The sequence below is a fragment of the Roseomonas populi genome (genome assembly GCF_024594815.1).
GTDB classification, from domain to species: domain Bacteria; phylum Pseudomonadota; class Alphaproteobacteria; order Acetobacterales; family Acetobacteraceae; genus Roseomonas; species Roseomonas populi.
Map to the genome: position 1 here is coordinate 212,800 of NZ_JANJOU010000007.1, position 26,333 is coordinate 239,132.

Consider the following 26,333-nt stretch of genomic DNA (forward strand, 5'->3'; position numbering starts at 1 on the left):
GCGGTTCGATTGTGCGGGGGTTCCGGGCTGGGCTACAAACCGCGCCCGCCGCCAGACCGCCGAGAGGGCCCCCGCATGTCAGAAGCCGCCCCGATCGTGGAGACCCGCTCGGCCCGTTTCGGCAACGATCTCCCGGTCTCCGTCATCGCCGGGCCGTGCCAGCTTGAGAGCCGCGCCCACGCGCTGGAAACCGCCGCCGCGCTGAAGGAGATCGCGGCGCGGGTGGGATTCGGCCTCGTCTACAAGACCTCCTTCGACAAGGCGAACCGCACCAGCGCCGATGCCGCGCGCGGCCTGGGGATGGAGAAGTCCCTGCCCATCCTGGCCGAGATCCGGGACAGCCTGGGCTTGGCGGTGCTGACGGACGTGCACGACGCCGCGCAGTGCGCCCCGGTGGCCGAGGCGGTGGATGTGCTGCAGATCCCGGCTTTCCTCTGCCGCCAGACGGACCTTCTGCTCGCCGCCGCCGCCACGGGCCGGGCGGTGAACGTGAAGAAGGGCCAGTTCCTCGCGCCCTGGGACATGAAGAACGTGCTGGCCAAGCTGACCAAGGCCGGCAACCCCAACGTGCTACTGACGGACCGGGGCACGAGCTTCGGCTACAACACCCTCGTCTCCGACTTCCGCGGCCTGCCGATCATGGCGGGGATGGGCGCGCCGGTGGTGTTCGACGCCACCCATTCCGTGCAGCAGCCGGGCGGGCTCGGCGGCAGCTCCGGTGGGCAGCGGGAGTTCGTGCCGGTTCTGGCGCGGGCGGCAGTGGCAGTCGGCGTCGCCGGGCTCTTCATCGAGACGCACGAGGATCCGGACCACGCGCCTTCCGACGGGCCGAACATGGTCCCGCTGTCGCAGTTCGAGGGGCTGATGCGCGACCTCGTGGCTCTGGACCGCCTCGCGAAGTCGCAGCGGGCGAGCGCGGCGTGAGGCCGCTCGTCCTCATTCCCTCGCGCCTCGCCTCCACCCGGCTTCCGCGCAAGCCGCTCGCCGATCTCGGCGGGGAGCCGATGATCGTCGCCGTGTGGCGCCGCGCGATGGAGGCGGATGTGGGCCCAGTCTGGGTCGCCACGGACACGCCGGCCATCGCGGAGGCCGTGCGCGCGGCCGGCGGGCAGGCGGTGATGACCGGGGAGGACCACCCCTCCGGCTCCGACCGGATCCACGAGGCGCTAGGGCGGATCGACCCGGACCGGCGCAGCGACGTGGTCATCAACCTCCAGGGCGACCTGCCGACGGTCCGGCCGGAGACCGTCCGCGCCACCGCCCTGCCGCTCGCCGATGCGGAGGTGGCGATCGGCACCGCCGTCGCGCCGATCCGGCGGGAGGAGGAACGCAGCGCGCCGAGCGTGGTGAAGATGGTCGGCACGCCGCTGGGGGAGGGGCGCTTCCGCGCGCTCTACTTCACCCGCGCCACCGCTCCCTGGGGGGAGGGGCCGCTTTACCACCACATCGGCCTCTACGCCTGGCGCCGGGCGGCGCTGGAGCGCTTCGTGGCCCTGCCGCCTTCCGCCCTGGAACTCCGCGAGAAGCTGGAGCAGCTTCGGGCCCTGGAAGCGGGCATGCGGATCGACGCGATGGAGGTGGGGGAGGTGCCGCTCGGCGTGGACACCCCCGAGGATCTGGAACACGCCCGGCGTCTCCTCGCCGGGCCATCGCCCGCCGGCACCTGACGCCCCCGCGGGGCGGTGCCGGAGGAGGAGGCTGAGCATGGACGGACGGACCGATCTCCGCGGCGAGCTGGGCGATATCGTCGCCACGGCCCGCTGCACGGTGGAGCTGGAGGCGAACGGGCTCGCCGCCCTGCGGGAGGCGCTGGACGGCCCGCTGGGCGCGCAGTTCGAGCGGGCCGCGGCCGGCATCCGGCGTGTGCAGGATGCGGGCGGCCGGGTGATGGTCACGGGGATGGGCAAGTCCGGCCATGTCGGCCGCAAGATCGCCGCCACCCTCGCCTCCACCGGAACCTCCGCCTACTTCGTCCATCCCGGCGAGGCCAGCCACGGCGACCTCGGTATGATCCGGCCGGAGGACGCGGTGCTCGCCCTCTCCTGGTCCGGGGAGGCGCCGGAACTCTCGGATATCGTCGCCTATACCCGCCGCTTCGGGGTGCTGCTGATCGCCATCACCTCCCGCGCCGAGGGCACGCTGGGGGCCGCGGCCGACCTGCCGCTGGTGCTGCCGGTGATGCCGGAGGCCTGCCCCAACGGGCTCGCGCCCACCACCTCCACGACCATGCAGGTGGCGATCGGGGACGCGCTGGCGGTGGCCCTGCTCTCCATGCGCGGCTTCACGGCCAGCGATTTCCGGCAATTCCACCCCGGCGGGAAGCTCGGGTCGCGCCTGCGGAAGGTGCAGGACCTCATGCATTCCGGGGAGGCCGTGCCGGTGGTGCCGGACAGCGCCACCCTATCCGAGGCGATCATGGAGATGACGCGCAAGCACTTCGGCGTCACGGCCGTGGTGGACCGGGACGGCATCCTCGTTGGCGTGGTGACGGATGGCGATCTGCGCCGCGCCTTCGCCCGGGGCTTTGAGGATGAGCGGGTGATCGACATGATGGGCCGCTCCCCCCGCGTCATCGGGCGCGACGCGATGGCGGAGGAAGCCCTGGCCAAGCTCCAGGACTGGAAGATCACGAGCCTGTTCGTCATGGAGGACGGCCGGCCCGTCGGCATCATCCACCTGCACGATCTGCTGCGGGCAGGGGTTATCTGAGGGGTTCCGCCGCTCCCCGGCCACCTCCCGGTCAACCCTGGGCCGTCTCGCGCGCTATATCGGGAGGCTACGGGCCGGGTGGAGCGGGGAGGCCTTATGGCGACGCGACGCATACCGCGTTGGATGATCTGGACCGGGGTTCCCGCAGTCCTGGTCGCGCTGCTGGTGGTGTTCTGGTCCTGGGACTGGTTCATCCCGCTCGCTGAATCCCGCGCTTCCGCGGCCCTCGGGCGGAAGGTGACCATCGAGCACCTGCACGTCCGCCTGGGCCGGGTCACCGAGGTCTCGGCCGACGGCGTGCGCGTGGCGAACCCTGAAGGCTTCCCGGACGACCCGCCCTTTGCCCGCGCTGAGCGGCTCTCCGCCAAGCTCGACGTGATGGCCTATTGGCATGAGCGCGCCATCGTCATCCCCGCCATCGAGGTGACCCGCCCCGTCGTCGAAGCCCGCGCGCTGGAGGATGGCCGCACCAACTACGACTTCAACACAGGCAAGCCGGCCGGCGAGAGCCAGCCCGCGCCGCCGCCGTCCAACCCCTCCGCCGCGCCCCGGATCGGGCTGCTGCGGATCGTGGAGGGGCAGGCCCATGTGGCGATCCCGAAGCTCAAGGCCGACTTCCAGATGGCGATCGCCACGCGGGACGAGGAGACCGAGCAGCCCCGAATCGCCGTGGAAGCCAAGGGCACCTATGCCGGCCAGCCCATCACGGGCACGGCCCTGGGCGGCGCCGTGCTGGCGCTGCAGGAAACGGGCAAGCCCTGGCCGATCGAAATGCAGATCGCCAACGGGCCGACGCGGGTGAGCCTGAACGGCACGCTCCAGAACCCGCTGGAGCTGCAAGGCGCCAACATCGGCCTGGACCTGCGCGGACCGGACATGGGCCTGCTACAGCCGCTGACGGGCGTGCCCATCCCGAAGACGCCGAATTACCAGATCGCCGGGCAGCTGGACTACGTGGACGGCCGCGTGCGCTTCCGTGACTTCAACGGCCGCATGGGCAACAGCGACCTGTCCGGCACCATCTCCGTCACTACCGGCGACGAGAAGCCCTTCGTGGAGGCGGACCTGCGCTCCCGCCGCGTGGACTTCGCCGATCTTGGCGGCTTCATCGGCGAGGAGCCGGGCCGCGCCTCCACCCGCGGCCAGAGCCCGCAGCAGCGGCGCGAGGTGGCGCGGAACGAGTCCCGCGGCCGCGTGCTGCCGGACGACCCCATCAACTTCCCCAAGATCGACGCCGCCAACGTGCGCCTGAACTACCGGGCGGACGACATCGTCGGCCGCAACATCCCGTTCGACAACATGCGCGCGGCGATGGAGGTGAAGGACGGCGCGATCACCCTGCAGCCGCTGGCAGTCGGGGTGGGGACCGGGCAGATCTCCGGCAACATCGCGCTCACCCCGCAGGAGGGGAACCGGCTGCACGCCCGCGCCGACGTGCAGTTCCAGCGGCTGGACGTCTCCCGCCTCATGCAGGCCACCAATACCTTCGAGGGCGCGGGCCGCATCAACGGGCGCGCGCGGATCGACGGCACGGGCAAGTCCTTCGCCGACATCCTCGGCACCGGCAACGGCGAGATCACGCTGGGCATGTCGGGCGGCAATCTCTCCGCCCTTCTCGTGGACCTCTCCGGCCTGCGGATCGGCAATGCCGTCCTCTCCGCTCTCGGCGTGCCCGGGCGCACCACCGTGCAGTGCTTCGTCGGCAACGTCGTGCTGCAGCGGGGCAACGCGAACCTGCGGACGGTCATCGTCGATACGGAGGACGTGATCGTGAACGCCACGGGCAACGTGAACATCGCGCGTGAGGCCCTCAACGTTCGCCTGCGCAGCGACTCCAAATCCTTCACCATCGGCGCCGTTCCCACCTCCATCCTCATCGACGGGAGCTTCCGAAACCCCGACATCGGGCCGGACATGACGGAACTGGCGGCGCGCGGCGGGATCATTGGCGGGCTGGCCGCGCTGGTGGCGCCGGTGGCGGGCCTGCTGCCGACGATCCAGTTCGGGACGGGCGAGGACAACCGGTGCGAATCCCTGGTGCGCGGCGGGCGTCCGGCCGCCCGCTCCGCGCGCTGACCCGCGTTCCCGCGCCAGGGCTGGACCGAAACCCGGCGCGAGGGGCGCAACCCCGCGCCAATCGAGAGGAGATCGCCGGTGACCACCGAGAAGAAGGCTAACGAGCGGGCGGAGAAGCAGGGCTCCGGCCAGGGCGGGACGAGCAATGAGGCGGGCCCTTCCGCCGGTGCCGGCACCGCGCCGTCGCAGGGCGCGAAGCACGACAACCAGCGGGACATCGGCGGCAGCGGTTCCGAGAAGGCGGCGAGCGGCAGGCCGGGCCACAAGACGGGCGCCTGACAGCCGGCGTCAGGGCGCGGGAGCCGGGCCGATGCTACCACGGGGCTGAGCCGCCCTCACGATGGGCGGCCCATGCTCCCGGGGTGTCCGGATCTCAGGCCGTCTCGGCGAAGAGCTCGCGCCCGATCAGCATCCGGCGGATCTCGCTGGTTCCGGCGCCGATCTCGTAGAGCTTCGCGTCGCGCAGCAGGCGGCCGGTGGGGTAGTCGTTAATGTAGCCATTCCCGCCGAGGCACTGAATGGCCTCCAGCGCCATCCAGGTGGCCTTTTCCGCCGCGTAGAGGATGGCGCCCGCTGCGTCCTTGCGCGTGGTCTGCCCGCGGTCGCAGGCCTTCGCTACGGCATAGACGTAGGACTTCGCCGCGTTCATCACCGTGTACATGTCCGCCAGCTTGCCCTGCATCAGCTGGAAGGTGCCGATTGGCTGGCCGAACTGTTGGCGCTCGTGGACATAGGGGATCACCACGTCCATGCAGGCCTGCATGATGCCGGTGGGGCCGCCCGCCAGCACCGCGCGCTCGTAGTCCAGGCCGGACATCAGCACGTTCACGCCGCGGCCCTCGGCGCCCAGCACGTTCTCGGCAGGCACCTCGCAGTCCTCGAAGACGAGTTCTCCGGTGTTGGAGCCGCGCATGCCCAGCTTGTCCAGCTTCTGCGCTGTGGAGAAGCCCTTGAAGCCCTTCTCGATCAGGAAGGCCGTCATTCCGCGCGGCCCGGCCTGCGGATCCGTCTTGGCGTAGACCACCAGCACGTCCGCGTCCGGCCCGTTGGTGATCCACATCTTGCTGCCGTTCAGCACGTAGCGGTCGCCCTTGCGCTCCGCACGCGTGCGCATCGACACCACGTCCGATCCGGCACCCGGTTCGCTCATTGCCAGCGCGCCGACATGCTCGCCGGAGATGAGCTTCGGCAGGTAGCGCCGCCGCTGCTCCTCGTTCCCGTTGCGGGTGATCTGGTTCACGCAGAGGTTGGAGTGGGCGCCGTAGGAGAGGGCAACGCTGGCGCTCGCGCGGCTCAACTCCTCCATCGCCACCACGTGCTCCAGGTAGCCCATGGCCGCGCCGCCATACTCCTCCGGCGCGGTGATCCCGAGCAGTCCGAGGTCGCCGAACTTGCGCCAGAGGTCCATGGGAAAGTCGTTGCTGCGGTCGATCTCGGCCGCGCGCGGGGCGATCTCGTCGGCGGCGAAGGCGGCCACCTGCTCCCGCAGCGCATCGGCCGTCTCGCCGAGGCCGAAATCGAGTCCGCGAAAGCTGTTGCTCATGCGCTGCCCCTGGCCGTTCCCCGGGCCCGCTCGTCATGGCGGGCTCTGGGGAACGGTATGGGGGCGGGGTGGGCGGCGCAAGCGCCGGGGAGCCAAGCCCTTGCGCTAGGCCCTGGCCCGGCGCGCCGCCATCAGCAGCCGCTCCGGCGTGGCCGGCAGGTCCAGCCGATCCGCCCCCGCCGCGTTGCGCAGCGCGTTCCACACGGCGGTCGCCAGCATCAGCGGCGGCTCGCCCACGGCCTTGGATCGGAAGATCGTGTCCGCCCGCGCCGGCGCGCCCTCCAGCAGGCGCACGTTGAATATGGGCGGCACGTCGCGGGAACCGGGGATCTTGTAGGTGGAGGGGCCAAGGGTCCGCAGCCGCCCCTCCGCATCCCACCACAGCTCCTCGCAGGTCAGCCACCCCAGGCCCTGGACGAAGGCGCCCTCGATCTGGCCGCGATCGACGGCCGGGTTCAGGGACCTGCCGCAATCCTGCACCATGTCCGCGCGCAGCAGCCGGTGCTCGCCCGTCAGCAGGTCCAACTCCACCTCCGCGATAGCGGCGCCATACGAGAAGTAGAAGAAGGGCTCACCCTTCATGGCGCCCGGGTCCCAGTGAATACCCGGCGTCTTGTAGAACCCGGTGGAGGAGAGCGAGACGCGGTTCTGCACGCAGCGATGCGCCAGCTCCCCGAAGCCCATGCGGTGGTTGCCCGCGAAGACCTCGTCCTCCTCGAACCGTACCTCGTCCGGCGCCACGCCCCAGTCTGCCGCGGCCTGCTCCGCCATGCGGGTGCGGATGGTGGTGGCCGCGATCTGTGCCGCCCAGCCGTTCAGGTCCGTGCCCGTGCTGGCGGCGGTGGGGGCGGTGTTCGGCACCTCCGCCGTGGAGGTCGCGGTGATCCGCACCCGCTCCACCGGCACGCCGAAGACGCCGGCCACGATCTGCGCGACCTTGATGAACAGGCCCTGGCCCATCTCCGTGCCGCCGTGGTTCAGGCGGATGGAGCCGTCCTCGTACACATGCACCAGCGCGCCGGCCTGGTTCATGGACATGATGCCGAAGGAAATGCCGAAGGCCAGGAGGAAGCTGCCCAGGCCGCGCTTCACCACCTCATGCCCGGCGTTGAAGGCGTCCACCTCCGCGCGCCTGCGCTCCCACTCGGCACCGTCCCGGCACTCCGCCCAGACCTGGCGCAGCAGATCGCCTTCCAGAGCCTGGCCATAGGGCGTGACGGCATCGTTCTGGCCGCCCGCCAGGTTGCGCTCGCGCACCGCCTCCTGCGTGGTGCCGAGCGAGCGGGCGACGTGATGGGTCACGTCCTCCATCAGCAGCACGCCCTGCGGCCCGCCAAAGCCGCGAAAGGCGGTGTTGGAGACGGTGTTCGTCTTGCAGGCCACGCCGGTGATGGAGACATCCGGCACGTCCAGCACGTTCGGCGCGTGGGTCACGCTGCGGAACACCACGCCGCCCGAGAGATCCACGCTGTGCCCGCCATCGGCGGCCATGGTGGCCTCTAGCGCCAGGATGCGCCCGGTCTCGTCGAATCCGGCCTGCCAGCGGTAGAGGAAGGGGTGGCGCTTGCCGGTGGCGGCGATGTCTTGCTTGCGGCCCAGGCGCAGCTTCACCGGCCGCCCGGTGCAGCGCGCCGCCAGTGCGGCGCAGGCCGCCACCCAGGACGCGTTGCTCTCCTTACCTCCGAAGCCCCCGCCCATGCGCCGCACCTGCACGGAGACGCGGTTGTGGTCGCAGCCCAGCACGCGGGCGACCATCACCTGCACCTCGGTCGGGTTCTGGGTGGAGGAGTGGATCGTGAGATCCCCGTCCTCGCCCGGCACGGCCAGGGCGATCTGGCCCTCCAGGTAGAAGTGCTCCTGCCCGCCCGCGTGGAAGGTGCCGGAGAGGCGGCGCGGGGCGGCGGCAAGGGCGGAGGCCGCGTCGCCGCGCGCCATGACCATGGGCGGGAAGAGGAAGGAGCCGGCGTCCAGCGCCTCCTCCACGGACAGCACGGGCCGCAGAGGCTCGATCTGCGGCCGCACGGCGGCGGCAGCGGCCAGGGCGGCGTCGCGTGTCTCGGCTACCACGATGGCGAGTGGCTGGCCCCAGTACTCCACCAGCCCCTCGGCCAGCATGTGCTCCTGGGCGCGCTTCGGCTGGGCGATGTCGTTGCGCCCGGGAATGTCACCCGGACCAATCGCCGCCACGACGCCGGGAACGGCGAGGGCAGGGGAGAGGTCGATCGGGGCCAGGCGCCCGTGGGCGACGGGGGAGAGAACGAGGGCCGCGTGCAGAAGGGCGGGCGGCATGGGCAGGTCGTCGGCGAAGCGGGCCTCGCCGGTCGCGTGCTTCAGGGCACTGTCCTGCCGCAGCGAGGCGCCAGGGCCGGTGTGGCGGGTGAGCGCGTCCATCACGCCGCCTCCGCCTGACGGTGCCAAAGCCTTCGCAGCAGGTTCCCTGTGGCGATGCGCCGGTACTCCGCGGTGCCCCGCCAGTCCGAGAGCGGCGCGATGGCCTCCTCCAGCGCTGCGGCGGCAGCATCCACCGTCTCGCGGTTCCAGGGGCGGCCGGCCAGGGCTTCCTCGGCGCGGGCGCAGCGGGCGGCGCGCGGGCCGGTGCCGCCGAGCGCGATGCGGGCCCAGGCCACGCGCCCGCCTTCCAGCGCGATCAGGGCGGAGAGGCCGACGGTGCTGATGTCCTGGTCCGGCCGCTTCGAGAGCTTCTCGGCGGCGAAGATGGCACCCTCCGGCGGGCGGGGGATGAGCACGTCCCGGATCACCTCTCCGGGCAGGAGCGCGTTCGTCCGGTATCCCGTGAGGAAGTCCTCCACCGCCATCTCCCGCTCACCATCCGGCCCGGCGACCCGGACCGTGGCGTTGAGCGCGATCAGCGGCGGCAGCGCGTCCCCGATCGGCGAGGCCGTGCCGAGATTGCCCCCGAGCGTCCCCATCCCCCGGATCTGGCGGGAGCCGAGGCGCCGCAGCAGGCCCGCCAGGGGCAGGAAGGCGGGATCGGCCGCACATGCTGCCAGTAGGAGCCGGTAGCTCTCGGCCGCGCCGATGCGGATGCCCGCCGGTCCTGCCTCCAATCCCCGCAGTTCCGGCACGTCGGAGATGCAGATCACCTCCGCCGGTGCCTCGCGCCGCTCCGAGACGCGCAGGCCGAGATCGGTGCCGCCGGCCAGCAGCCAGGCACCGGGAAGGGCCGTCCGAAGGGCGAGCAGGGCGTCCAGCGTGGCGGGGCGGTGGAAGACCTGTCCCGGCGCCTCCAGCCGCGTGGCCGGGGAGGGCGGCGGGGGAGCGGGGCAAGCGGGATCGTCGTGAAGCGCCCCGAATGCCTCGACGATTGGACGGTAGCCTGTGCAGCGGCAGAGATTCCCCGCCAGCGCCTCGTGCACGTCGCCCCCCTCCCGGGCATGGGCCCAGGCGGTCATCACGATGCCCGGGGTGCAGAAGCCGCACTGCGTGGCGTCGGCCTCGGCCAGGGCCCGCTGCACGGGGTGGGGGGCGCCCCCGTCGCCGCGCAGCCCCTCCACGGTGCGGATGCTGCGGCCATGCACCTGACCGAGCAGGGCGAGACAGGAATTGACGGGCACGCGGGCGCCGTCGGCCTCCTCGATCACCACGGTGCAGGCGCCGCAATCGCCCTCGGCGCAGCCCTCCTTCGTCCCGGTCAGGCCGGCGGGGCCGCGCAGCCAGTCCAGCAGCGTCAGGGTGGGCGAGGTGCCCGGGGGCAGGGTGCGGGGGGTGCCGTTCAGCGTGAAGGCAATGGAGCCAGCGGTCATGCGGGGTAGGTTAGCAAGCGCCGGGCCGGGGCAGAACGCCCGTGCTTGCCCGCCCTGTGCCTACCGGCCGGCCACCGCTGCGGATCAGGCGGCCGGCAGCTTCGCCAGGGCGGCGGTCAGGTCCTCGGGCGCGTAGGGCTTGGCCAGCACGGGCACGCCGGACAGGCGCTGCGGCAGCCCGGCCGCGCCGTAGCCGGACGCGACGACGAAGGGAACGGACATGGCGGCCAGGCGGTCGGCCACCGGCTCGGAAGTCTCGCCGGCCAGGTTGAGGTCCAGCACGGCGACGTCAGGCCGCTCCGAGGCGAGGAGGGTGAGGGCCTCCGTCACCGTCGCAACGGGGCCCAGCACCACGGCGCCGGCATCGGCGAGTGTGTCCTCGACCAGCATCGCCACGAGGGTTTCGTCCTCGACCACCAGAACGCGCCGCCCGGCCAGGCTTGCCATGCGAACTCTCCCACTCGCCCGCGCGGCGCGCGGCACAGTCCCCGATCATGCCGGGGTGACGCCGCCCCGCCACCCTGTCAAGGGTGGCGGATTTTTATTACGGCACGTAGCACGCCCTGGTTGTGGGCGCGCGCCTCAGTCGGCGTACTGGCCGGCCGCCTGGATGATCGGGCGCCACTTGGCGATGTCCGCCTGCCAGTAGCGACGATGAAACTCCGGAGTCGCCTGATCGGCGGAAACGGGGGCGGTGCCCAGCTCCGCGAAGCGGGTCTTGAGCCGGTCATCGGCGAGCGCCACCTGCAGAGCCTTGGAGAGCCGGCTGGTGATCGCGGCGTCCGTGCCCTTCGGCGCGTAGAGCCCGTGCCAGACGGAGACCTCGAAGCCCGGCAGCCCGGCCTCGGCGGCCGTGGGCAGGCTCGGCAGGGCGGCGTTGCGGGTGGAGGTGGTGACGGCGAATGCCTTCACCGAGCCCGCCTGGATCGCCTGGGTGGTGTTGGTGGTCTGGTCACACATCACGTCCACCGTGCCGCCCATCAGGTCCGTCATGGCCGGGGCCGTGCCGCGATAGGGCACGGTGGTGAGCTGCGTCTGGATCGCGGACTGGAACAGCAGGCCGCAGATGTGGGAAGCGGCGCCGACGCCGGCATTGGCGAGGTTCACGCCATGCCCGCGCTCCTTCAGCACCTTCACCAGCTCCGCCAGGTTGTTCGCCGGGAAGTCCTTCTTGGCGATGATCGTCATCGGCACCTCGGTAATGAGGCCGATGGTCTCGAAGCCATTCACCGCGTCGTAGGCAAGGCGCCGGTAGAGCGAGGGCGTGGTGCCCATGCCGATGTGGTGGCAGAGGATGGTGTAGCCGTCCGGCCGCGCCTGGGCGACGCGCTGGGCGCCGAGCGTGCCGCCGGCGCCGCCCACATTTTCCACCACGATCGTCTGGCCGAGGTCGCGCCCCATCACCTCGGCGCAGAGGCGGGCAACCACGTCCGTCGGGCCGCCGGCCGCGAAGGGGATGATCATGGTGATGGGACGGTTGGGATAGGCCGCCTGGGCGCCCGCAAGGCGCGGGGCAAGGGCAGGGGCGGCCAGGGCGGCGCCCGCGAGAAGGGCGCGGCGGCGCGTCATTCCGAGCATGAACGTGAACTCCCGTTTATGCACGGGCGGTCGCAGGATTCGGGGCGCGCTGTCAAGCGGGTTCCGGAGGCGCAACGGCGCCCCCGGATGTCACGTCAGAGGCCGGCTCAGGAATCCATCTTCAGCGCGGCGATGAAGGCGCTCTGCGGGATCTCCACCTTGCCGAACTGCCGCATGCGCTTCTTGCCCTCCTTCTGCTTCTCGAGGAGCTTGCGCTTGCGGCTGATGTCGCCGCCGTAGCACTTGGCGGTCACGTCCTTCGACATGGCGCCGATCGTCTCGCGCGCGATCACGCGCCCGCCGATCGCGGCCTGGATGGGGATCTTGAAGAGCTGGCGGGGGATCAGGTCCTTCAGCTTCTCGCAGATCTGCCGCCCGCGCCGCTCCGCCTGGGAACGGTGCGCCATGAAGGAGAGGGCATCCACCGGCTCGTTGTTCACGAGGATGGAGATCTTCACGAGATCGCCCTCCTCGTAGGAGTCCATCGCATAGTCGAAGCTGGCATAGCCGCGCGAGATCGACTTCAGCCGGTCGTAGAAGTCGAACACCACCTCGTTCAGCGGCAGGCGGTAAACGGCCATGGCGCGGCTGCCGACATAGGTCAGCTCCACCTGCTGCCCGCGCCGCTCGCTGCAAAGCGTCAGGATGTTGCCGAGGTACTCGTCCGGCACGAAGATCGTGGCCTTGATCCAGGGCTCCTGGATGCTGTCGATCGAGACGACATCCGGCATGTCCGCGGGGTTGTGGAGGTCGCGCTCCTCCCCGTTCGTCATCTTCAGCTTGTAGACGACGCTCGGCGCCGTCGCGATCAGGTCCAGGTCGAACTCGCGGGAGAGGCGCTCCTGAATGATCTCCAGGTGCAGCAGCCCGAGGAAGCCGCATCGGTAGCCGAAGCCGAGTGCCGCGCTGCTCTCCGCCTCATAGTGGAAGGAGGCGTCGTTCAGCCGCAGCTTCGCCAGGCTGTCGCGCAGCTTCTCGAAGTCGTCCGCGTCCACCGGATACAGGCCGCACCACACCACGGGGATGGAGGGCTTGAAGCCCGCCAGCGGCTCGGCGGCGGGGCTGCGGTCGTCGGTGATGGTGTCGCCGACATTGGTGTCCGCCACCGTCTTGATGGCGGCCGTGATGTAGCCCATCTCGCCCGGCCCGAGGCTCTCGACGGTCTGCATCTTCGGCCGGAACACGCCGACCTGCTCCACCACATGGGTGGAGCCCGCGGCCATCATGCGGATCTTCTGCCCCTTGCGGAGATGCCCGTCCTTGACGCGGACGAGGATGACCACGCCGAGATACGGGTCGTACCAGCTATCGACCAGCAGCGCCTTCGTGGGCGCGGAGGCATCGCCCTTGGGCGAGGGCAGGCGGGCGACGATGGCCTCCAGCACGCCCTCGATGTTCAGCCCGGTCTTGGCGGAGATCATCACGGCGTCGTCGGCCGGCAGGCCCACCACATCCTCGATCTGCTGCTTCACCCGGTCCGGCTCCGCGGCCGGCAGGTCCACCTTGTTCAGGATGGGCACGATCTCGTGGCCAGCGTCCAGCGCCTGGTACACGTTCGCCAGGGTCTGCGCCTCCACGCCCTGGGAAGCATCCACCACCAGCAGCGATCCCTCGCAGGCCGCGAGGGAGCGGGAGACCTCGTAGGCGAAGTCCACGTGGCCCGGCGTGTCCATGAGGTTCAGGACGTAGTCGTTCCCGTCCTGGGCGCGGTAGTTCAGGCGCACGGTCTGCGCCTTGATGGTGATCCCGCGCTCCTTCTCGATGTCCATGTTGTCCAGCACCTGCTCCGTCATCTCGCGGGCGGAGAGGGCGCCGGTGGTCTGGATCAGCCGGTCGGCCAGGGTGGACTTGCCGTGGTCGATATGGGCGATGATCGAAAAGTTGCGGATGCGGTCGAGGGGCGTGTCGGTCATCTGGTTCCGGGCCAAGGGGCGGAAGGGCCGCCCCGGCCACTCCGGGTGCGATTTCAGCCCTCAGATAAGGCAGGCGGGCCCCCAGGCCAAGCTTTTGGCGGTCAGTCGCCCTCGTCCGGGATGCTCAGGATGTGGCCGCAGGCCTTGCAGTGCACCGCGTCCGGCTCATGCCGCTGCAACCCGCATTCCGGGCAGGGGTAGCGCACCTTGGAGGGCCGGAAGAGCGACTGCGCCAGTCGCAGGAACAGGGTGACGCCGCAGAACATGATCACCACCGTCAGCAGCCGCCCCCAGCGTCCGGGCAGGGTGATGTCCCCGAACCCCGTGGTGGTGAGGGCGGTGACGGTGAAGTAGAGCGCGTCCGCGTAGTCCCGGATGTTCTCGTTGGACCGGTGCTGGGTCTCGTAGACCAGCCCGGTCATAATGAAGATGAACACCGCCAGGTCCACGGCGGCGACCGTCGCGTCCTCCTGGCGGCGGAAGGACGGGAAGTCCCGGCGCAGCCGCATCAGGATCCGCCGGGAGCGGAGCAGGCGGACCACCCGGAGCGCCCTCAGGAACCCCGCCGCGGCGCCCAGTCCGGGAATGAGGAAGCAGAGTATGGCGACCGCGTCCGCCAGGGTGGCCGGCAGGACCAGCTCCCTCCAGGGGCGCGGGCTGGCGCGCAGCCGGGCGAAGAACTCCGCCAGCAGGATCAGGCCGAAAGCGGTGTCGGCCAGCTCCACGGCCGTGCTTCGCGGGATGAAGGACGTGCCGACGATGAAGACCAGGGTCACCGCGTCTAGCACCAGCAGGCCATAGCGGAAGCGCACGGCGCGGGCCGTATCCCGGTAATACAGCTCTCGGAAGAGGCGGCGGTCGGGGGGCAGGGCGGCGAGGCCGGTGCCCGAGGCATGCAGCTTCATGGGCGATGGTCACGGTCGGCAGTGAGGCGGCCGGGAGCGGGAGACTCGAAGCCGGACGCGCATGTTCGTCCAGAGAAGCTCCTCTGCGCCAGGGACAGGCGCTGGCGGAAACTCTTGAAACGAGAACAATCTCGATATATCTAAACTGTAGTTCGATATATCGAGACTGTTCAGGAGTACGATAAGCATGAGCCCCTTCCGTCACCGTTGCGGCCGCTCCGAGGCGCGCCGCTATCACCGCGAGGTCCCGGCTTCAGCCCCCGACTATCGCCGCCACGGGCGCGGCGGACGTGGCGGGCGCTTCTTCGACACGGGCGACCTGCGCCTCGTCATCCTCCGCCTGATCGCGGAGCGGCCGCGCCACGGCTACGAGATCATCAAGGACATCGAGGAGCGCCTGGCCGGCGCCTACTCGCCGAGCCCCGGCGTGGTCTATCCGACCCTTACGCTGCTTGAGGAACTGGGCCAGATCGCCGTCCGGTCCACCGAGGGCGGCCGCAAGCTCTACGCCGTCACGCCCGAGGGCGAGGCCGCCCTGGCCGGCAGCAGGGAGGAGGCGGACGCCCTTTTCGCCCGCATGGACGCATTGGCCGGCGACCAGCCGGACGGCTCGGTCCTCCAGCTCAAGCGGGCCGTGCACAACCTGCGGAACGCGCTGCGCATGCGCCTCTCCCGCGGGCCGCTGACGGAGGAGCAGCTGCATGGGATCGTGGCGATGATCGACGACGTGGCCCACAAGGTGGAGCGGATCTGATGAGCGCGACGCAAGGCAAGCTGGGCCACCGGGTCCGGCACGAGCTGCGACGCCGGCTTCTGACGGTGCGGCGCGTGGAGCGCATCACTCCCCGCATGATCCGCGTGACCCTGGGCGGGGACGACCTGGCGGGCTTCGCCAGCCCCGGCTTCGACGACCACGTGAAGCTCTTCTTCCCCGCCCCGGGCGAGGCGGAGCCCTCCATGCCAGATTTTGGCCCGAACGGCCCGGTGATGCCGGAGGGCAAGCCCCGCCCCGTGGCGCGGGACTACACCCCGCGCCGCCATGACGCGGCCGCGGGCGAGCTCTCCATCGACTTCGCCGTGCACGAATCCGGCCCGGCCACGGAGTGGGCCACCGCCGCCGCACCGGGGCAGAAGCTCGGCGTGGGCGGGCCGAAGGGTTCCTTCATCCTGCCGGACGACCTGGACTGGTATCTCCTCGCCGGGGACGAGACGGCCATCCCCGCCATCTCCCGCCGGATCGAGGAGCTGCCCGCCACGGCGCGCGTGATCGCCGTGATCGAGGTGGCGGACGAGGCGGAGCGCCAGCCCCTGCCGGAGCGCCCCGGCCTGGACGTGGCCTGGCTCAGCCGGGGCGGCGCGCCGGCCGGCGATCCCGGCCGCCTGACGGCCGCGCTGCGGGCGGTCGCGCTGCCGCCCGGCAGCGGCCATGCCTGGGTGGCCGCAGAGATCGAGGTGGCCCGCGGGCTGCGGCGGCTTCTCACGGAGCATCACGGCCTGCCAAAGGATCGGGTGAAGGCCGCCGGCTACTGGCGCCTCGGCGCCGCCGGGGCGCACGAGACGGTGGAGGACTGAGGGGGCTACGCTAGCGCCCGAGGCTGTGGAACTCCCGGTTCGGGCGCAGGTCCGTGGCGTTCGCCAGGCGGTTGGACATGGAGAAGAAGGCGGCGATCGCCCCGATGTCCCAGGCCTCGTCCTCGGTGAAGCCGGCCTCCGCCAGCGCGGCGTGGTCGGCATCCCCGACGAGATGGGACTGCGTGCCGACCTTCACCGCGTAGTCCAGCATGGCGCGGTGGCGGGGCGGGAGCCCGGCCTTGCGGTAGTTGGTGGCGACCAGATCCGCGATCAGCGGATCCTTCGCCCGCACGCGCAGGATCGCCCCGTGTGCCACCACGCAGTACTGGCAGGAATGCGCGGCGGAGACGGCGACGACGATCATCTCGCGCTCCGCGATCGTCAGCCCCTCGCGCTTCTCCATCAGGGCGTCGTGATAGGCGACGAAGGCGCGGAACTCCGCCGGGCGGCGGGCCAGCAGCAGGAAGACGTTGGGGACGAAGCCCGCCTTCTCCTGCACCGCCAGGATCTTCTCCCGGATGTCGTCCGGCAGCTCCGCCAACTCAGGCACGGGGTAGCGGAAGGGGCGGGCGGCGTCGTTCGGCATGGGCGGTTCCGTTTCCTGGGCGCCTCTGCGGGCGCCCAGAAAGCCTAGAGCCGATCCCGTTCCGGTGGAATCACCGGAACGGGTGAATCGGTTCTACAAACAACAGGCTAGAGCGGTTGAAGTGAGCGAAGGCGAACGGAAACTGCTCCAGCACGCCGGGTTCAGCCCCGCAGCGTGGCGCCAGTGGCCTTGGTCACGGCCGCGACGACCTTGGCGATCACCGCCTCGATCTCCGCATCCGTCAGCGTCCGCTCGCGCGGCTGCAGCACCACCTCCAGCGCCAAGGAGACCTTGCCCTCCGGCAGGCGCTCCCCTGCGTAGCGGTCGAAGAGAGAGACTTCGGCCACCAGCGCCTTCTCCGCGTTGCGCGCGGCCCGCAGCAGCGCGTCGGCCTGCACCGTGTCGTCCACGAGGAAGGCCAGGTCGCGCCGCACGGGCTGGAAGGCGGCCAGGTCGGGCGCAGACTTCTTCCTCCGCTTCGGCTCGGGGATGGAATCCAGCAGCACCTCGAAGGCCACCGCCGGCCCGTCGATGCCGAGCGTCGAGAGAACGCGCGGGTGCAGTTCCCCGAAGCGGGCGAGGGGCAGCTTCGGCCCGCTCCGCAGCACGCCGGACCGGCCGGGGTGGTAGTAGCCCGGCGCGTCCGTGGTGACGGTCAGCGCCGCGGGCGAGAGGCCGAGCGCCAGCAGCACCGCCAGCGCGTCGCCCTTGGCGTCCAGCGCGTCGAAGGAGCGCGGCTTGGCTTCCCAGTGGCGCGGCGTGCCGCCCAGCCGCACGCCAGCGGCGGTTGCGAGCTGCCCTTCCGGCGTCGGTGCTGCATAGGAGGCGCCGATCTCGAAGAGCGACACGTCGGCGTAGCCCCGCGCGACGTTCCGCCCCGCGGCCTGCAGCAGCGTGGCGACCGGCGTCGGCCGCATCTGATCCAGGTCGGCGGCGATCGGGTTCTCCACCCGCAGCATCTCCGGCACCTCGCCGAACAGGGCGGCGACGCCGCGCGCGGTGAAGCCGAAGGTCACCGCCTCGGCCAGCCCGCGGGAGGCAAGGACGCGCCGGGCCAGCGCCGCGCGGCTCTGGCGCGGGGTGAGGGAGGGCAGGGGAAGCCGCCCCTCGGCGGGCAGGGATACGGCGGGGATGGCGTCCAGCCCCTCCAGCCGCAGCACCTCCTCCAGCAGGTCGCACTCGGCCTCCACCGCCTCGGCGCCCTCGGCGGCTGCGCGGGCGCGGGCCGGGTCGATCCCCGGCTCCTGCGTCAGCTCCGTACCGCCGGCGCGATAGGCGGAGCGGGAGGAGGCGATGTCGTTCCGCCAGGAGGGGACGGCCACCGTCACCTCGGCCGCGTCGCGCGCGACGACTGTGAAGCCCAGCCGCTCCAGCGAGTTCACCGCCGCCTCGGCCGGGATGCCGGAACCGCCCAGCCCCGCGATGCGCTCGTAGCGCAGCGTGGCCTCGCGCTGCCACGCGGGCTCCTCGCCCGCCTCGCTGATCGTGCTCGCCTCGCCGCCGCAGAGGTCGATGATCATCCGCGTTGCCGCTTCCAGCATGGCGCGCTGCGCCGCCGGGTCCAGCCCGCGCTCGTTCCGCGCCCGCGCGTCGCTGTGGACCTGGTGGCGGCGGCCGGTGAGCGCGATCCGCACGGGGTCGAAGAGCGCGCACTCCACGAAGACCTCGCGCGTGGTCTCGTCGCAGCCCGTGGACTCGCCGCCGACGATGGCGGCGAGACTTTCCACCCCGGCCTCGTCCGTAATCACGATGTCCTCCGGCGTCGGGCGATAGGTCTTCCCGTTCAGCGCCAGGTACTCGTCGCCTTCGCGCCCCAACCGCATGGTCAGCGTCGTGCCGCGCACCTTCGCCACATCGAAGACGTGCAGCGGGCGGCCGAGATCGAAGGTGAAGTAGTTCGTCACGTCCACCAGAGCGTTGATCGGCCGCAGCCCGATCGCCGTCAGCCGGTCCTGCAGCCATTTCGGCGAGGGGGCGTTCGTCACGCCCCGCACGGCGCGGCCCAGCACCTGGATGCAGGCGCGCGGGTCGTCGATGGTCCAGTGGAGGGGCGTCTCGTAGGCCGGCGTCACGGCCTCGAATTCCAGTGCCTTGAGCTTGCCCAGCCCGGCGGCGGCCAGGTCACGCGCCACGCCGCGCACGGCCAGCGCGTCGCCGCGGTTGGGGGTGACGCTGATCTCGATCACCGGGTCGCCCAGCCCGGCCCATTCGGCGTAGGACACGCCGACCGGCGCGTCCTCCGGCAGTTCCACGATGCCGGCATGGTCGTCGCCGAGGCCCATCTCCCGCGTGGAGAGCATCATCGCCTCGCTCTTCACGCCGCGGATCTCGCCCTGCTTGAGCGTGATGCCCGTGCCCGGCACGAAGGCGCCGGGCAGCGCCGCCACGCCCTTCATCCCCGCCCGCGCGTTCGGTGCGCCGCAGACGACGGAGCGCAGCGTGCCGTCGCCCACATCCACCTTCAGTGCGCGGAGGCGATCCGCGTTCGGGTGCTGCTCGGCCTCCACCACATGGGCGATGCGGAAGGGCGCGAGGGCGGCGGCGCGGTCCTCCACGCCCTCCACCTCAAGCCCGATGGTGTTGAGGGTGGCGAGGATCTGCTCGAGCGTCGCCTCGGTCTCGAGGTGGTCGCGCAGCCAGGAGAGGGTGAACTTCATCGTCTGCTTCTCAGGCCGCGTCGTGCAGGGTGAAGGGGGAGAGCGGGCTTGTGGCGTAGTGCCGCAGCCAGCGCAGGTCGGCCTCGTAGAAGGGCCGAAGGTCGGGGATGCCGTGCTTCAGCATGGTGATGCGCTCGATCCCCATGCCGAAGGCGAAGCCCTGCCACACGCGCGGGTCCAGCCCGACATTGGCCAGCACCTTCGGGTGGACCATGCCGCTGCCGAGGATCTCCAGCCAGTCGCCCCCGCTGCCCAGCTCGCCGGTCTTCCGGCTCCAGCCGATGTCCACCTCCATGGAGGGCTCGGTGAAGGGGAAGTAGCTGCTGCGGAAGCGCACGGGCAGGTCGGCGATGCCGAAGAAGGCGCGCAGGAAGTCGATCAGCGTGCCCTTCAGGTGCCCCATCGTGATGTCGCGGCCGATCACCAGCCCCTCCACCTGATGGAACATGGGGGAGTGCGTGGCGTCGTGGTCCGCGCGCCAGGTGCGGCCGGGCACGATCACGCGGATCGGCGGCTCCTGGCTCAGCATGGTGCGGATCTGCACGGGGCTGGTGTGGGTGCGCAGCACCGGGCGGCGGCTACCGGGTTCCGGGGGCGTCAGGTAGAAGGTGTCGTGGTCCTGCCGGGCCGGATGGTGCTCGGGGATGTTGAGGGCGGAGAAGTTGTGCCAGTCGCCTTCGATGTCCGGGCCTTCCGCCACCGCGAAACCCATGGCGCCGAAGAGGGCGATCAGTTCCTCCATGGTGCGGGAGATCGGGTGGATGGACCCCGCCTCCGGCCCCGTGGGCGCGAAGGGGCGGGGAGGCAGGGAAATGTCCATCCGCTCCGCCGCAAGCCGGGCATCCAGGGCGAAGGCTTCCAGCGTCGCGCGCCGGCTCTCCAGGGCACGCTCGATCCCGGCCTTGAGGATATTCACCTCGGCGCCGCGCGCCTTGCGCTCCTCCGGCGGCAGGGCGCCCAGGCCCTTCAGCAGGCCGGTGACCTCGCCGCTCTTGCCCAGGGCGGAGACGCGCACGGCGTCCAGCGCGCGGGGGTCCGCCGCCTCCGCGATCGCCGCCTCGATGGAGGCGCGCAGCATGTCGAGATCGTCAGCCATTCCCGGCCCTGTCCTCTGTCGGGGTCCAGATAGACCAAGGGCCGCTTCACCGGGAGTGGTCCCGGCGGAAGCGGCCCTTGGCGTATTCGATCCGGCGCCTTTCAGCGTCCGGCGGGTGGCCTCGCCTGGCGGCGAGGCACCGTGCTCAGGCGGCGGGGGCCTGGGCGGGGAGGGACGCCTTGGCCTTCTCGACGAGGCCGGCAAAGGACGCGGCGTCGTCATAGGCGATGGCGGCCAGGACCTTGCGGTCCAGTTCGATCCCCGCGGCCTTCAGGCCGGCGATGAAGCGGGAGTAGACGATCCCGTTCTCGCGGCAGGCGGCGTTGATGCGCTGGATCCACAGGCCGCGGAAGTCGCGCTTCTTGTTGCGGCGGTCGCGGTAGGCGTACTGCAGCGCCTTCTCGACCCGCTCGAGCGCGGGGCGGTAGGCGGTGGAGGAACGACCCACATAGCCCTTGGCGAGCTTGAGGACCTTCTTGTGACGGGCGTGGGCGGTAACGCCGCGCTTAACACGAGCCATTTTTTTGTCTCCTCTCGCTTACAGGCCGTAGGGCAGCCACTGCATGACGGTCTTCGCGTCCTGATCGCGCAGCACCTGACTGCCGCGGTTCTGGCGCTTCACCTTCTGCGAGCGGGCGGAGAGGTTGTGGCGCTTCTTGCCCGGGCCGGCGAGAACCTTGCCGGTGGCCGTGATCTTGAAGCGCTTCTTGGCCGAAGACGTCGTCTTCATCTTGGGCATTTGGTCCTCCTCATGGTCGGGGGATGGACGGCCCCACCTTGCGCCGCCCCCGTAAGGAGGCGGGCCGCACCATGCGGCGGGGGCCGGGACCACGGCCGGGCAGCCCAGAGAAGCCCGGGGCGCGTGGGAGGGCGGGGTATAAGGTGCAAACCCCGGGAAGGCAACGCCCTTTCAGGACGGCGAAGGGAGCGCCACACTGAATCCCGCGATGATCGCCATCCTCTCCGACATCCACGCCAACCGCGAGGCTCTCTCGGCCTGCCTGGACCACGCTGACCGGGCGGGGGCCACGCGCTTCGTCTTCCTCGGCGACTATGTCGGCTACGGCGCCGACCCTGCCTGGTGCCTCCGCACCGTCATGGACCGCATCGCTCACGGCGCCGTCGCCATCCTCGGCAACCACGACCAGGCGATCTTCGCCGGCACGCAGGGCATGACCGGACGCGCGGCCGCCGCCATCGCCTGGACCCGCGACCAGCTCTCCCCCGACGCCGCCGCTTTCCTGAAGACCCTTCCGATGGAGCACGCGGAGGGCGACACCCTCTACGTCCACGCCGACGCCTCCGCCCCCGGCGACTGGCGCTACGTCACCAACGCCGAGGAGGCCCGCCGCAGCTTCGAGGGCAACCCGGCGCGCGTGACGATCTGCGGCCACGTCCACGTCCCCCGCCTCTTCGGCCTGACGGCGGCGGACAAGTGCACGGCCTTCGCGCCCACGCACGACTCGCCCATCCCGCTCTCCCGCGCCCGCCGCTGGCTGGCCGTGATGGGTGCCGTTGGCCAGCCGCGGGATGGCGACCCAGCCGCCTGCTACGCATTGCTGGACGAGGAGACGGCCGAGATGCGCTGGATGCGCGTGCCCTACGACGTGGAGACGGCGGCAACGAAGATCCGCCGCGCCGGCCTGCCGGAATCCCTCGCCACCCGCCTTTTCAGCGGCACCTAGCCATGGCCCCCCGCCGGCCGCGCCAGGGCGAGACGATCGACGGCTTCACCCTCGGCACGCCGATGCGCGAGAGCGGCATGGCCTCCGTCTTCGAGGCGACCCACCCCGACCACCAGATCCCGCTGGTTATCAAGTTCCCCCACCTTGAGGGCACGGACGCCGCGCACATCGTCTCCTTCGAGATGGAGCAGATGATCCTGCCCCGCCTCACCGGCCCGCACGTTCCACGCTTCGTCGGGGCGGCGGGGTTCGAGGCGCCGCAGCCCTACCTGGCGATGGAGCGGATCACCGGCCCCAACCTCGAATCCTGCCTGCGCCACCTGCCCCTGGCCACGGAGGAGGTGACGGCGGTCGGGGCCAAGGTGGCGCTGGCGCTGGCCGCGCTGCACCGCCAGCGCGTCTCCCACCTCGACGTGAAGCCTGCGAACATCCTCTTCCGCGAGACCCCGGACGGGCTGCGGGGCGATGCCGTGCTGATCGACTACGGCCTGGCCCATCACGGCCGCCTTCCGGACCTGATCGCCGAGGAGTTCCGCCTTCCCTACGGCTCCGCCCCGTACATGTCCCCCGGCCAAGCGATGGGGCGGCGGGACGATCCGCGCAGCGACCTCTTCTCCCTCGGCGTCGTCCTCTATCAGCTCGCCACGGGCCAGCTTCCCTTCGGGGAACCCCTGCACCTGGCCGCGGTGCGCCGCCGCCTCTGGCGCGACCCTCATCCGCCCCGCCGCCTACGTCCGGAAGTCCCGCCCTGGCTGCAGGAAATCATCCTGCGCTGCCTGGAGGTGGAGCCGTCCCGGCGCCACCCCAACGCCGCCCAGCTCGCCTTCGAGCTGCGGAACCCGGAGGCGGTGCGCCTGACGCCGCGCGCGGCGAAGGCGCGGCGCGACGGCTGGCTGACCGTGCTGGAGCGCCGGGTGAACCTGGACCGTACCCCCGGCCCGCGCCGCCTGGCGGCCCCCACCGCCCATTCCGCCCCGATCATCGCGGTGGCCCTGGACATGCGGGAGGGCAGCCCGGCCCTGTCCGAGGCCATCCTGGCCAGCTTGCGGAACGTCCTCCTCTCCCTGCCCGGGGCGCGCGTGGCCTGCCTGAACGTGCTGCTGGACGGCTTCATCACCGGCGACACGCCGCATGACGATCAGGGCCGCTCCGCCCGCGTGCAGCGCCTGGCGGAGCTGCGCCACTGGGCCGCCCCCCTGGGGCTGGAGGAGGGCCGCATCACCTTCCATGTGCTGGAGGGTTCCTCGGCCGCCGATGCCCTGCTGGAATACGCGGAGGCGAATGGGGTGGATCATGTGGTGATGGGCGCGCGGGCGAACTCGATGCTGCGGACCGTGCTCGGCTCGGTCTCCGGCGAGGTTGCGGGCCGCGCCCCGTGCAGCGTGACCGTGGTCCGCGCGCGGGAGACCGGGGCATGACCCAGGACCAGGAGACGGGGCTGGGGCGCTGGGACCGGCGCTATCTCGGCCTCGCCGCGCATATCCGGGAATGGTCCAAGGACCCGCGCGGCCGGGTGGGCGCCGTGCTCGTGGCGCCGGAGCTGAACCGGATCGTCGCCACCGGCTTCAACGGCTTCCCCACCCGGATCGAGGACGACCTGGACCGCCTCTCCGACAAGCCCACGAAGCTCGACATGATGGTGCACGCCGAGCAGTCCGCGCTGCTCTTCGCAGGGCGCGAGGCGCGAGGCTGCACCCTCTATGTCGTGGGCAAGCCCGTCTGCAATCACTGCGCCGTGCTCTCCATCCAGTCCGGCATCCGGCGCGTGGTGGCCGCGGCGCCGCGAAACGGCACGAAGTCGGAGTGGGACCGGCGCGGCCACATCTCGGCGCGCCTCTTCGTCGAGGCCGGGCTGCGTTTCGACGCGGTGCCGGACGACATCCTCCGCCAGCTCATGCCCGGGGAGGCGGGCGCGGCCGCCACCCTGGACCCGACGCCGTTTCCGGCCCGCTGAGAACCGGTGATGGCGGCAGCGCGTGAGCGGTGCCGCGGGCAGCGGCGGGTGCGGCTCAGCCGGCGCCCAGCACTACTGCGACCTGGTAGGTGGCGAACGCGGCTAGATAGGCCAGCGCCAGCATGTAGCCAAAGCTGACCAGCATCCATCGCCGGCTGCCCGTCTCCCGCCGGATCACCCCCAAGGTCGCGGCGCATTGCGGGGCGAAAACGTACCAGGCGAGGAAGGCGAGGGCGGTGGCAAGGCTCCATCTGGTGGCCAGGGCCTCGCCCAGCCCAGCCGTGTCTTCCTCCCCGCCTGCCACGGAGTAGACGGTGCCGAGGGAGGCCACCGCGACCTCCCGCGCCGCCATCCCGGGGATCAGCGCCATGCTGATCTGCCAGTTGAACCCAACCGGGCTCAGCACCGGCTCCACGGCGCGGCCGATCATCGCGGCGAAGCTGTACTCGATGGCCGGCTCCGTCGCGCCCTCGGGCGGGCGCGGCACGGAGGAGAGGAACCAGATCAGAACCATCATGGACAGGATCGTGGTCCCGGCCCGGCGCAGGAAGACCAGCGCCCGCTGCCACAGCCCGATTGCCAAATTCCGCCCGCTGGGCAGCTTGTAGTCCGGCAGGGGCAGCATGAAGGGCTCGGTCGGGTGCCGCCGCCAGAGTAGCTTCTTGATGACGATGGAGACGAGGAGGGCGAACGCGATGCCGGCGGCGTAGAGCCCGAACATCACCAGCCCCTGCAGGTTCACCCAGGAAAGGATGCCATCGCCGACAGGCCGGTTCGGGATGAAGGCGGCGATGATCAGCGTGTACACGGGGATGCGGGCCGAGCAGGTCATCAGCGGCGCCACGAGGATGGTGGCCAGCCGGTCGTGCCGGCTGTCGATCACGCGCGTCGCCATGATGCCGGGGATGGCGCAGGCGAAGGAGGAGAGCAGCGGGATGAAGGCGCGCCCGTGCAGCCCGGCCCCGCCCATGATGCGGTCCATCAGGAATGCGGCGCGGGCCATGTAGCCGAGATCCTCCAGCAGGAGGATGAAGAGGAACAGGATCAGGATCTGCGGCAGGAAGACGAGCACGCTGCCGACGCCGCCGATCAGCCCGTCATGCACGAAGCTGCGCAGCAGGCCCAGCGCGCCGGCTTCCGGCAGCAGCGCGTCCGTCAGGTCGCCCATCGCCGAAAAACCCGCGTCGATCGCGTCCATCGCCGGGGTGGCCCAGGCGAAGACCGCCTGGAACATCAGGAACAGGATCGCCAGCAGGATCACCAGGCCGAAGACGGGATGCAGCAGCACCCCATCGATCCGGCGCGTGCCGGAGGAGGAGTCGCGCGGCGCCACCACGCAGGCGGCTAGGATGCGGTCCGCCTCGCGCTGGGCGGCGCGCACCGCGCCCGCGGCGCCCTCCTGCCAGGTGACCGTGCCAGGGGCGGGAAGGTCGGCGAGCATCCCGTCCAGCCGCGCCAGCAGCGCCCCGGTCCCCTGCCGGCGGACGGCGACGCTCTCCACCACCGCCACGCCGAGTTCTCGCGACAGCCGCTCGAGGTCGATCCGGAAGCCGCGGTGCCGCGCGATGTCCATCATGTTCAGCGCCAGCAGGATCGGCCGGCCGGTCTCCTTCAGCTCAAGGATCAACCGCAGCGCCGGGCGAAGATTCGTGGCATCCGCTACGCAGAGCAGCAGGTCCGGGGCCACCTCGCCCCGCAGCCGGCCCAGCACTACGTCGCGTGTCACGGCCTCGTCCGGGCTGCGGGCGCGCAGGGCATAGGTGCCAGGCAGGTCGATCAGCCGCACCTCGCGGCCGCCCGCGGTCATGCAGCGGCCCACCTTCCGCTCCACGGTCACGCCCGGGTAGTTCGCCACGTGCTGGCGGCTGCCGGTCAGCGCGTTGAACAGCGCCGTCTTGCCGCAGTTCGGATTGCCGACCAGCGCCACCCAGGGGGCGGCTGCCCCGGAGGCGGCGGGCAGGGGCGCGACGAGGGCCTCGCTCATGCCGTGGTCAGGCCGGCTCGACCAGGACGGCGCGGGCCTCGCGCCGGCGCAGCGCCACCGTCGTCCCGGCCACACGCACGGCGATGGGATCGCGGAACAGGCCCTGGTGCAGGATCTCCACCGGCGCGCCCTCGGTGAAGCCGAGTTCCAGCAACCGCCGTTCCAGCTCCGGGCCCGGCAGTGGCCCACTCGTCCCGGCATCCACCTGGATCGCGCGGATGCGGCCCTGGAAGCCGACGGGCAGGGCGCCGAGGTCGGCGGCCTGCCCGTCGGTTGCGGAAAGGGAGGTACTGCTCATCCCGCCGCTATAG

The 26,333-nt window shown here is 71.3% G+C and carries 24 protein-coding genes; 10 read left to right on the plus strand and 14 right to left on the minus strand.

All coding sequences use genetic code 11. The features are described 5' to 3' along the window. Positions 1-75 precede the first annotated feature (75 nt). The 5 genes from kdsA (at position 76) to NRP21_RS10220 (ending at position 5,064) form a co-directional block, all read left to right on the plus strand. Complete coding sequence (gene kdsA, locus NRP21_RS10200; RefSeq protein WP_257716090.1) at positions 76-924, plus strand: 3-deoxy-8-phosphooctulonate synthase; 849 nt, start codon at positions 76-78, stop codon at positions 922-924. Continuing rightward, complete coding sequence (locus NRP21_RS10205) at positions 921-1,667, plus strand: 3-deoxy-manno-octulosonate cytidylyltransferase (RefSeq protein ID WP_257716091.1); 747 nt, start codon at positions 921-923, stop codon at positions 1,665-1,667. Before kdsA ends, NRP21_RS10205 begins: the two co-directional genes overlap by 4 nt. A 37-nt stretch (positions 1,668-1,704) precedes the next feature. Next, complete coding sequence (locus NRP21_RS10210) at positions 1,705-2,709, plus strand: KpsF/GutQ family sugar-phosphate isomerase (protein ID WP_257716092.1); 1,005 nt, start codon at positions 1,705-1,707, stop codon at positions 2,707-2,709. Between the two features lie 123 nt (positions 2,710-2,832). Then, a complete protein-coding gene (locus NRP21_RS10215; protein ID WP_257716093.1) occupies positions 2,833-4,785 on the plus strand; it encodes an AsmA family protein in 1,953 nt (650 codons plus the stop codon). 78 nt (positions 4,786-4,863) lie between these two features. Beyond that, a complete protein-coding gene (locus NRP21_RS10220) occupies positions 4,864-5,064 on the plus strand; it encodes a hypothetical protein (RefSeq protein WP_257716094.1) in 201 nt (66 codons plus the stop codon). Positions 5,065-5,158: 94 nt separating this feature from the next. Here NRP21_RS10220 and NRP21_RS10225 read toward each other — a convergent pair whose 3' ends face one another. The 7 genes from NRP21_RS10225 to NRP21_RS10255 all read right to left on the minus strand — a co-directional run bounded on the left by NRP21_RS10225 (position 5,159) and on the right by NRP21_RS10255 (position 14,488). Then, complete coding sequence (locus tag NRP21_RS10225) at positions 5,159-6,328, minus strand: isovaleryl-CoA dehydrogenase (protein ID WP_257716095.1); 1,170 nt, start codon at positions 6,326-6,328, stop codon at positions 5,159-5,161. A gap of 105 nt (positions 6,329-6,433) precedes the next feature. After that, the gene (xdhB, locus tag NRP21_RS10230) at positions 6,434-8,719 is read right to left on the minus strand and encodes a xanthine dehydrogenase molybdopterin binding subunit (RefSeq protein ID WP_257716096.1); all 2,286 of its coding nucleotides are present in this window, start codon (positions 8,717-8,719) and stop codon (positions 6,434-6,436) included. After that, the gene (locus NRP21_RS10235; protein WP_257716097.1) at positions 8,719-10,092 is read right to left on the minus strand and encodes a xanthine dehydrogenase small subunit; all 1,374 of its coding nucleotides are present in this window, start codon (positions 10,090-10,092) and stop codon (positions 8,719-8,721) included. Before NRP21_RS10235 ends, xdhB begins: the two co-directional genes overlap by 1 nt. 84 nt (positions 10,093-10,176) lie before the next feature. After that, complete coding sequence (locus NRP21_RS10240; protein WP_257716098.1) at positions 10,177-10,539, minus strand: response regulator; 363 nt, start codon at positions 10,537-10,539, stop codon at positions 10,177-10,179. A gap of 135 nt (positions 10,540-10,674) precedes the next feature. Continuing rightward, a complete protein-coding gene (locus NRP21_RS10245; protein ID WP_308219875.1) occupies positions 10,675-11,670 on the minus strand; it encodes a tripartite tricarboxylate transporter substrate binding protein BugD in 996 nt (331 codons plus the stop codon). Between the two features lie 107 nt (positions 11,671-11,777). Beyond that, the gene (gene lepA, locus NRP21_RS10250; protein WP_257716099.1) at positions 11,778-13,583 is read right to left on the minus strand and encodes a translation elongation factor 4; all 1,806 of its coding nucleotides are present in this window, start codon (positions 13,581-13,583) and stop codon (positions 11,778-11,780) included. A 101-nt stretch (positions 13,584-13,684) separates the two neighbouring features. Beyond that, positions 13,685-14,488 (minus strand): potassium channel family protein, encoded by an 804-nt coding sequence (locus NRP21_RS10255; RefSeq protein ID WP_257716100.1) that lies wholly within the window; start codon positions 14,486-14,488, stop codon positions 13,685-13,687. A 187-nt stretch (positions 14,489-14,675) separates the two neighbouring features. On the opposite strand from NRP21_RS10255, the gene NRP21_RS10260 reads away from it, so the two are divergent. Both NRP21_RS10260 and NRP21_RS10265 read left to right on the plus strand, forming a co-directional pair. Then, positions 14,676-15,242, plus strand: coding sequence for a PadR family transcriptional regulator (locus NRP21_RS10260; protein ID WP_257716101.1), 567 nt, complete (start codon positions 14,676-14,678; stop codon positions 15,240-15,242). After that, positions 15,242-16,060 carry a siderophore-interacting protein gene (locus NRP21_RS10265; protein ID WP_257716102.1) on the plus strand — a complete coding sequence of 273 codons (819 nt, stop codon included), beginning with the start codon at positions 15,242-15,244 and terminating at the stop codon, positions 16,058-16,060. Before NRP21_RS10260 ends, NRP21_RS10265 begins: the two co-directional genes overlap by 1 nt. A 10-nt stretch (positions 16,061-16,070) precedes the next feature. Here NRP21_RS10265 and NRP21_RS10270 read toward each other — a convergent pair whose 3' ends face one another. From NRP21_RS10270 to rpmI, 5 genes are all read right to left on the minus strand, one after another. Beyond that, positions 16,071-16,646, minus strand: a complete 576-nt coding sequence (locus NRP21_RS10270; protein WP_257716103.1) for a peroxidase-related enzyme — start codon at positions 16,644-16,646, stop codon at positions 16,071-16,073. Positions 16,647-16,807: 161 nt separating this feature from the next. Further along, entirely contained in the window at positions 16,808-19,303 is a 2,496-nt protein-coding gene (gene pheT, locus NRP21_RS10275; RefSeq protein WP_257716104.1) for a phenylalanine--tRNA ligase subunit beta, read from the minus strand. A 10-nt stretch (positions 19,304-19,313) separates the two neighbouring features. Further along, positions 19,314-20,399: a phenylalanine--tRNA ligase subunit alpha gene (pheS, locus tag NRP21_RS10280; RefSeq protein WP_257716105.1), complete on the minus strand. Its 1,086-nt coding sequence runs from the start codon at positions 20,397-20,399 to the stop codon at positions 19,314-19,316. A 145-nt stretch (positions 20,400-20,544) separates the two neighbouring features. Continuing rightward, positions 20,545-20,919 (minus strand): 50S ribosomal protein L20, encoded by a 375-nt coding sequence (rplT, locus tag NRP21_RS10285; protein WP_209375609.1) that lies wholly within the window; start codon positions 20,917-20,919, stop codon positions 20,545-20,547. A gap of 18 nt (positions 20,920-20,937) precedes the next feature. After that, positions 20,938-21,138 (minus strand): 50S ribosomal protein L35, encoded by a 201-nt coding sequence (rpmI, locus tag NRP21_RS10290; RefSeq protein WP_257716106.1) that lies wholly within the window; start codon positions 21,136-21,138, stop codon positions 20,938-20,940. 208 nt (positions 21,139-21,346) lie between these two features. Between rpmI and NRP21_RS10295 the strand changes: the two genes are divergently transcribed. From NRP21_RS10295 to NRP21_RS10305, 3 genes are read left to right on the plus strand one after another with little or no spacing between them, the layout of a single operon-like run. Beyond that, positions 21,347-22,084: a metallophosphoesterase family protein gene (locus tag NRP21_RS10295; protein ID WP_257716107.1), complete on the plus strand. Its 738-nt coding sequence runs from the start codon at positions 21,347-21,349 to the stop codon at positions 22,082-22,084. Positions 22,085-22,086: 2 nt separating this feature from the next. Further along, positions 22,087-23,502, plus strand: coding sequence for a serine/threonine protein kinase (locus NRP21_RS10300; RefSeq protein WP_257716108.1), 1,416 nt, complete (start codon positions 22,087-22,089; stop codon positions 23,500-23,502). Then, positions 23,499-24,038 carry a deoxycytidylate deaminase gene (locus tag NRP21_RS10305; RefSeq protein ID WP_257716109.1) on the plus strand — a complete coding sequence of 180 codons (540 nt, stop codon included), beginning with the start codon at positions 23,499-23,501 and terminating at the stop codon, positions 24,036-24,038. Before NRP21_RS10300 ends, NRP21_RS10305 begins: the two co-directional genes overlap by 4 nt. A 55-nt stretch (positions 24,039-24,093) precedes the next feature. On the opposite strand, the gene feoB is transcribed toward NRP21_RS10305, so the two are convergent. Together feoB and NRP21_RS10315 are read right to left on the minus strand one after the other, a co-directional pair. After that, complete coding sequence (gene feoB, locus NRP21_RS10310; RefSeq protein WP_257716110.1) at positions 24,094-26,022, minus strand: ferrous iron transporter B; 1,929 nt, start codon at positions 26,020-26,022, stop codon at positions 24,094-24,096. A 7-nt stretch (positions 26,023-26,029) separates the two neighbouring features. Beyond that, positions 26,030-26,320: a FeoA family protein gene (locus NRP21_RS10315; protein WP_257716111.1), complete on the minus strand. Its 291-nt coding sequence runs from the start codon at positions 26,318-26,320 to the stop codon at positions 26,030-26,032. Positions 26,321-26,333: the final 13 nt, after the last annotated feature.

Coding starts and splice junctions, on each gene's coding strand:
- NRP21_RS10295 (WP_257716107.1), top strand. CDS start 21,347: ATGATCGCCATCCTCTCCGACATCCACGCCAACCGCGAGGCTCTCTCG.
- NRP21_RS10225 (WP_257716095.1), bottom strand. CDS start 6,328: ATGAGCAACAGCTTTCGCGGACTCGATTTCGGCCTCGGCGAGACGGCC.
- NRP21_RS10300 (WP_257716108.1), top strand. CDS start 22,087: ATGGCCCCCCGCCGGCCGCGCCAGGGCGAGACGATCGACGGCTTCACC.
- NRP21_RS10270 (WP_257716103.1), bottom strand. CDS start 16,646: ATGCCGAACGACGCCGCCCGCCCCTTCCGCTACCCCGTGCCTGAGTTG.
- rplT (WP_209375609.1), bottom strand. CDS start 20,919: ATGGCTCGTGTTAAGCGCGGCGTTACCGCCCACGCCCGTCACAAGAAG.
- NRP21_RS10265 (WP_257716102.1), top strand. CDS start 15,242: ATGAGCGCGACGCAAGGCAAGCTGGGCCACCGGGTCCGGCACGAGCTG.
- kdsA (WP_257716090.1), top strand. CDS start 76: ATGTCAGAAGCCGCCCCGATCGTGGAGACCCGCTCGGCCCGTTTCGGC.
- pheT (WP_257716104.1), bottom strand. CDS start 19,303: ATGAAGTTCACCCTCTCCTGGCTGCGCGACCACCTCGAGACCGAGGCG.
- xdhB (WP_257716096.1), bottom strand. CDS start 8,719: ATGGACGCGCTCACCCGCCACACCGGCCCTGGCGCCTCGCTGCGGCAG.
- NRP21_RS10235 (WP_257716097.1), bottom strand. CDS start 10,092: ATGACCGCTGGCTCCATTGCCTTCACGCTGAACGGCACCCCCCGCACC.
- NRP21_RS10210 (WP_257716092.1), top strand. CDS start 1,705: ATGGACGGACGGACCGATCTCCGCGGCGAGCTGGGCGATATCGTCGCC.
- rpmI (WP_257716106.1), bottom strand. CDS start 21,138: ATGCCCAAGATGAAGACGACGTCTTCGGCCAAGAAGCGCTTCAAGATC.
- NRP21_RS10215 (WP_257716093.1), top strand. CDS start 2,833: ATGATCTGGACCGGGGTTCCCGCAGTCCTGGTCGCGCTGCTGGTGGTG.
- NRP21_RS10255 (WP_257716100.1), bottom strand. CDS start 14,488: ATGAAGCTGCATGCCTCGGGCACCGGCCTCGCCGCCCTGCCCCCCGAC.
- feoB (WP_257716110.1), bottom strand. CDS start 26,022: ATGAGCGAGGCCCTCGTCGCGCCCCTGCCCGCCGCCTCCGGGGCAGCC.
- lepA (WP_257716099.1), bottom strand. CDS start 13,583: ATGACCGACACGCCCCTCGACCGCATCCGCAACTTTTCGATCATCGCC.
- pheS (WP_257716105.1), bottom strand. CDS start 20,399: ATGGCTGACGATCTCGACATGCTGCGCGCCTCCATCGAGGCGGCGATC.
- NRP21_RS10245 (WP_308219875.1), bottom strand. CDS start 11,670: ATGCTCGGAATGACGCGCCGCCGCGCCCTTCTCGCGGGCGCCGCCCTG.
- NRP21_RS10240 (WP_257716098.1), bottom strand. CDS start 10,539: ATGGCAAGCCTGGCCGGGCGGCGCGTTCTGGTGGTCGAGGACGAAACC.
- NRP21_RS10305 (WP_257716109.1), top strand. CDS start 23,499: ATGACCCAGGACCAGGAGACGGGGCTGGGGCGCTGGGACCGGCGCTAT.
- NRP21_RS10315 (WP_257716111.1), bottom strand. CDS start 26,320: ATGAGCAGTACCTCCCTTTCCGCAACCGACGGGCAGGCCGCCGACCTC.
- NRP21_RS10260 (WP_257716101.1), top strand. CDS start 14,676: ATGAGCCCCTTCCGTCACCGTTGCGGCCGCTCCGAGGCGCGCCGCTAT.